Source organism: Mycobacterium intermedium, from assembly GCF_002086275.1.
Taxonomy (GTDB): Bacteria; Actinomycetota; Actinomycetes; order Mycobacteriales; family Mycobacteriaceae; genus Mycobacterium; species Mycobacterium intermedium.
Genome location: NZ_MVHT01000166.1, coordinates 1 through 5,359, shown reverse-complemented (window position 1 = coordinate 5,359; position 5,359 = coordinate 1). Strand labels below are relative to the sequence as shown.

General features: G+C 62.1%; 2 protein-coding genes. One reads left to right on the top strand and one right to left on the bottom strand.

Annotated elements, in window-relative coordinates; translation table 11 throughout:
* Positions 1-4,587: PPE family protein (locus BST27_RS29495; RefSeq protein ID WP_139805449.1), on the bottom strand; the 4,587-nt coding region annotated here is incomplete at its 3' end.
* Between the two features lie 307 nt (positions 4,588-4,894).
* Here BST27_RS29495 and BST27_RS29490 point away from each other — a divergent pair.
* Complete coding sequence (locus tag BST27_RS29490; protein WP_083148770.1) at positions 4,895-5,323, top strand: PE family protein; 429 nt, start codon at positions 4,895-4,897, stop codon at positions 5,321-5,323.
* The last annotated feature ends 36 nt before the right edge of the window (positions 5,324-5,359 follow it).

Sequence of the window (5,359 nt, the reverse complement as noted above, 5' to 3'; positions counted from 1 at the left end):
GGGCCCGCTGTTGCCGAAGCCGATGTTGAAGCTGCCGATGTTGCCGCTGCCGAAGTTCTGGCTGCCGATGTTGCCGCTACCGAGGTTGTAGTCGCCGACATTCCCGAGGCCGACGTTGAAGTCCCCGACGTTTGCCAAACCGAGGTTGAGGCCGCCTTCGTTTCCGAGGCCCAGGTTGAAGTTGGTGCCCCCGACAAAGGCGTTGCGGAACAGGCCCGCCAGGTTGCTGCCGGCGTTCGATATACCGGAGAGGCGGGCCGCCGTCGCCAAGTCCAGCGAGCTGGTGTTGAACACGCCCGATACGGTGTTGCCCAGGTTTTGTATGCCAGACTGCAGGCCGCCGTAATTCCTGAGGCCCGAATTCCCGAGAATTTCCGAAGAAATATTCTGGAAACCCGAGTTGTAGGCGCCGAAGTTTCCGAAGCCCGAATTGCTGCCGATACCGCCGTTGAAGAATCCCGAGGACGGGCCGGTGCTGGAGTTGAAAAAGCCCGGGGTAAACGGCTGGTTGTAGACCGTCCAGTCGACGGATTTAATGCCGAAGGTGGCAGGCACGTAGAGCCCTGTCGAACCGTTCGGGTTACCAATGCTGACGCTCAACAGCGTGAGGTTGAATGCAATCGGAGGGATCGTGAGGGAGTTGATTGTCCCGTCAACCAGGCTGAAATACGACCCGAACAATTCAAAACCGAAATCGAAGGGGACGGTGGCAATAAAAATTCCGTTGTAGAGGCCACCGGTGGCGGTCGCCGTGATGGGGATATTGACGGGGACGTGCACGGTCATGTGCCCAGGCATTTCGGGAATATGGATCGTGTAATTCCCGCCCATCAGGCCTTGCTCGTCGCCCCGCCAGAACCATCCGTTGCTCATGTTGCCCGAGATGAAGCCACCGGTATTGATGTTGCCCGAGTTCGCCAGGCCGGTGTTGAAGTTGCCGGAGTTGAACCATCCGGTGTTGTAGCTGCCGGGGTTGCCGCCACCGGTGTTGGTGCTGCCGATGTTGTAGCCGCCGGTGTTGTAGGAGCCCGCGTTGGCGATGCCGGTGTTGACGAAGCCGGTGTTGAACAAGCCGGTGTTGGAATCGCCGGCGTTGCCGAAGCCGGTGTTGTAGCTCCCGGAGTTGCCGATGCCGAAGTTCCCGTTGCCCGAGTTGAAAAGGCCGACGTTGTTGGTGCCCGAGTTGAAGAAGCCGACGTTGCCGCTGCCGGTGTTCCAGTCCCCGAAGCCGATCTGGCGGTCGCCGGTGAGTCCGAAGCCGATGTTGCCGGTACCGGTGTTGCCGAAGCCGATGTTGCCGAAGCCGGTGTTGCCGAAGCCGACGTTGTCGCTGCCGGTGTTGCCGAACCCGATGTTGTGGATGGCCGCGGTCAATGCGGGACCGCTGTTGCCGAAACCGATGTTCCCGAAGCCGATGTTCCCGCTGCCGAAATTCGTGGCACCGATGTTTCCGCTGCCGATGTTGGCGCCGCCGATGTTTCCGTTGCCTAAGTTTCCGCTGCCGAAGTTTCCGTTGCCCAGGTTCAACTGGCCGGCATTCGCCAAGCCCAGGTTGATGAACACGCCGTTGGCGTCTCGGACGGCGCCGGCCACGTCTCTACCGAGGTTCGCCAGTCCGGAGAGGTTGGCCGCCGTCGCGAGGTTGGCCGTGCTGGTGTTGTAGATGCCCGAGACGGTGTTGCCGAGGTTCGCCCAGCCGGACGACAGCGCACCAACGTTTTGCAGGCCGGAGAGGTTCGCGCCGGAATTGAAGAAGCCGGACGCGCCGCCGACCCCATTGTTGAAGAATCCCGACGACGGCAGGGTGGTCGAATTGAAGAATCCGGGCTTAGGTTCGACTTTGAGCAGCTGAATGGTGCCACCTTGAAAGGCGCCGGTCATACTGACGCCTACGCCGCTATTCGGGCTGCCGATAGTGAGTGTCACCAAGGGAAGATTGATCGTGGAACTCGATAGGTTGACGGGTCCCAGGGTCAGCGTTACCGGGTCGGGCGGCGACGAAAGCCAGATTACCATCGTTTGCTCGCCGCCTGGCAATGTGAATACGTCCCCGCCGAATTGCATCACTTCGTGGACGGGCGTGAACATTTGAATATCGAAGTTGATGTTGGGGATGGTGACCGCGAGGTCGATAGCGATCTGGCCCGCACCATCGCCCGCGGCGAGAATGCTGTTGTTGTAATTGCCTATGTTCAAAAAGCCCGTGTTGGTGTTGCCGGGGTTGAAGCCGCCGGTGTTGTAATCGCCGGGATCGAAGGCGCCGGTATTGAAGTTGCCGACGTTGCCGCTACCCGTGTTGTAGTTGCCCACATTGGCGAAGCCGGTGTTGACGACGCCGGCGTTGAACCAGCCCGTGTTGAAGTTGCCGGCGTTGCCGTAGCCGGTGTTGCCGATGCCGGGGTTGCCGATGCCCCAGTTGCCGGTGCCCGCGTTTCCGATCCCGACGTTTCCGGTGCCCGAGTTGAACAGGCCGATGTTGTTGGTGCCGGAGTTGAACAAACCTAGGTTGCCGCTGCCCGTGTTCAGGGCTCCGAAGCCGACCAACCCCGTTCCAGACAGCCCGATTCCGATGTTTCCGCTGCCCGTGTTCCCAAACCCGATGTTGCCGAAGCCGTTGTTGCCGAACCCGGTGTTGTTGTTGCCCAGGTTCCCCAGGCCGCTGTTGTAATCGCCGAGGTTCCCCAAGCCGGTGTTGAAGTCGCCCAGGTTTCCGCTGCCGACGTTTTGGTTGCCGACGTTGCCGAAACCGGTATTCGACGTGCCCTTGTTGCCGAAACCGATGTTGTCCTGGCCGTCGTTTCCGCCTCCGGTGTTGTCATTGCCGACGTTGCCGATCCCGGTGTTGAAATCGCCGACGTTGGCGATACCAGTGTTCTGTTGGCCGACGTTGGCGAAGCCGGTGTTGCTGGTGGGGGCCGAGGTGCCCCCGAATAGGCCCGAAATGAACGGTCCGGTGTTGGCGATGCCGGACACATAGTTGGGCGTTGTGAGGTCCTCGGGGTAAGCGTCGTTGAACAGGCCGGAGATGGTGTTGCCGGTGATGGACAGGCCGGAGACAGCCACGCCGGTGTTCGCCAGGCCCGAGAGGCCGAGGAATCCCGTCGATGTATTGAACAGGCCCGAAACGTTGCCTCCGGAGTTGAAAAAACCTGAAGCGCTGCCGTCGCCGCTGTTGAGAAATCCGGACGACGGAACGGTGGTGGAGTTGCCGATACCCGGGGATCCGGTGATCAAGCCCTGGTAGTCGCCCCGCCAGAAAAGGCCGTTGCTGTAGTCGCCGCTGATGAACGCGCCGGTGTTGACATTGCCCGTGTTTGCCACGCCGGTGTTGTAGTTACCGGTGTTGAGCCAGCCGGTGTTGTAACTGCCGGTGTTGAAGCCGCCCGTGTTGCTGCTGCCGGAGTTGAAGTTTCCCGTGTTGTAGTTGCCTGAGTTGCCGAAGCCCGTGTTGGCTATTCCGGGGTTGAAGAAGCCGGTGTTGGCGACACCGGAGTTGCCAACACCGGTGTTGAAGATGCCGGAGTTACCGAGACCAAAGTTTCCGGACCCCGAGTTGAACAAGCCGGTGTTGTTGGTGCCCGAGTTGAACAAGCCACGATTGCCGGTGCCGGAGTTCAGGCCGCCGAACCCACTCATCCCGTCGCCGGTCAGCCCGATACCGAAGTTGCCGTTGCCGGTGTTGCCGAATCCGATGTTGCCGTTGCCGGTGTTGCCGAACCCAATGTTGTTGTTGCCGCTGTTGCCGAAGCCGATGTTGTGGATGGCTCCGATCGGCGACGTACCACTATTTCCGAAACCGATGTTGCCGAAACCGATGTTGGCGGGCCCGATGTTTCCGGAGCCGATGTTCGCGCTGCCAATGTTGTAGTTGCCGAGGTTCGCGTTGCCGAGATTGCCGACACCGAGATTCGTCAGGCCAACATTGATGGCGGTTGGAAGGGCTGCTGCAGCGTTGGCCGCGGCAGATGCAGCCCCGCCGGGTGAGATCACGCCCGCGAGTCGAGCGCCGGCGGCATTGGCCACTGCGGCAAGGGCGGTCGAGGCGCGGCTCGCCGCGTCCACCAGATTGGCCAGCGGGAGGCTAAACGGTATCAAGCCCGAAGCCGCGGTGGAAGCCCCGGAATAGTAGCCGAGCATCGCGGTCACATCCTGGGCCCACATGCCCTCGTACTGCGCTTCGATGGCCGCGATCGCCGGTGCGTTGAGCCCCAGCAGATTCGACCTCACCAGCGACACCAGTTGGGCGCGATTGGCGGCCACCACCACCGGATGTACCGTCGCGGCCCGCGCTGCCTCGAACGCCGCCGCGGCTAACCGGGCATGACCCGCCGCCTCGCCGGCCTGCGCCGACGCCGATCTCAGCCAACCCAGATATGGTGCGGCGGCGCCTGCCATGGCCACCGCCGCCGGGCTCTGCCACGCGGAATCCAGCAGCCCGGAGGTCACCGAGCCGAAAGAGGCTGCCGCTGAAGCCAACTCACCGGCCAACCCATCCCAGGCCGCCGCCGAGGCCAACATCGATCCTGACCCCGCGCCGAGGAACATCCGGGCGGAGTTGACCTCGGGTGCCAGTACCGCAAAACTCATACGGTGTCCTTCGCGGGTGACCCCTACCGGGGTGGCAGTCAGGTGCTTATCAACCGGCGCACAACGGCCTTACCGTAGCGGTTTCACGGGCGATTTCACGCATATTCTGCGCAAAATTTTTTTGGGCTCCTAATCAACGAATCCCCGCAAGCTTGCGGGTATTGGCCTGTCCCGCTTCGCGACGCGCACTACGTCCGCGCCATTCGGGCGAAAAAGATAAACGGCGCGCCCACAGTGGGTTACCGTGTTTGACTGCGCTGGTTGTCGGTGGTGTTTCGGGTTGTCTTGAGTGACGGCGAGGTCGCTGATGGCGTTTGTGGTGATTGCACCAGAGCTGGTGGCGGCTGCGGCTTCGGACGTGGCGGGGATCGGCTCGGCGATTGCGACCGCGAATGCGGTTGCGGCGCGATCCACGACGGGGTTGGTCAGCGCGGCTGCCGATGAGGTGTCGCGGGCGGTGGCGGTGTTGTTCTCTGGGTATGGGGTGGGTTATCAGGAGTTGGCCGGGCAGGCCGCTGCGGTGCATGGGCAGTTTGTGCAGGCATTGGCTGCTGGTGGGGTTGGTTATGCGACTGCGGAGTCGCTCAATGTCGGCCCGTTGCAGCCGCTTCTGGACCTGATCAACGCGCCCACGCAGCAGTTGTTGGGGCGTCCGCTGATCGGTGATGGCGCTAACGCGGCGCCGGGCAGTGGTCAGGCCGGGGGTCCAGAAGCGGCTGCAACGGGCCGACATTGAGCGACTCCGCAGTCGCATAACCAACCCCACCAGCAG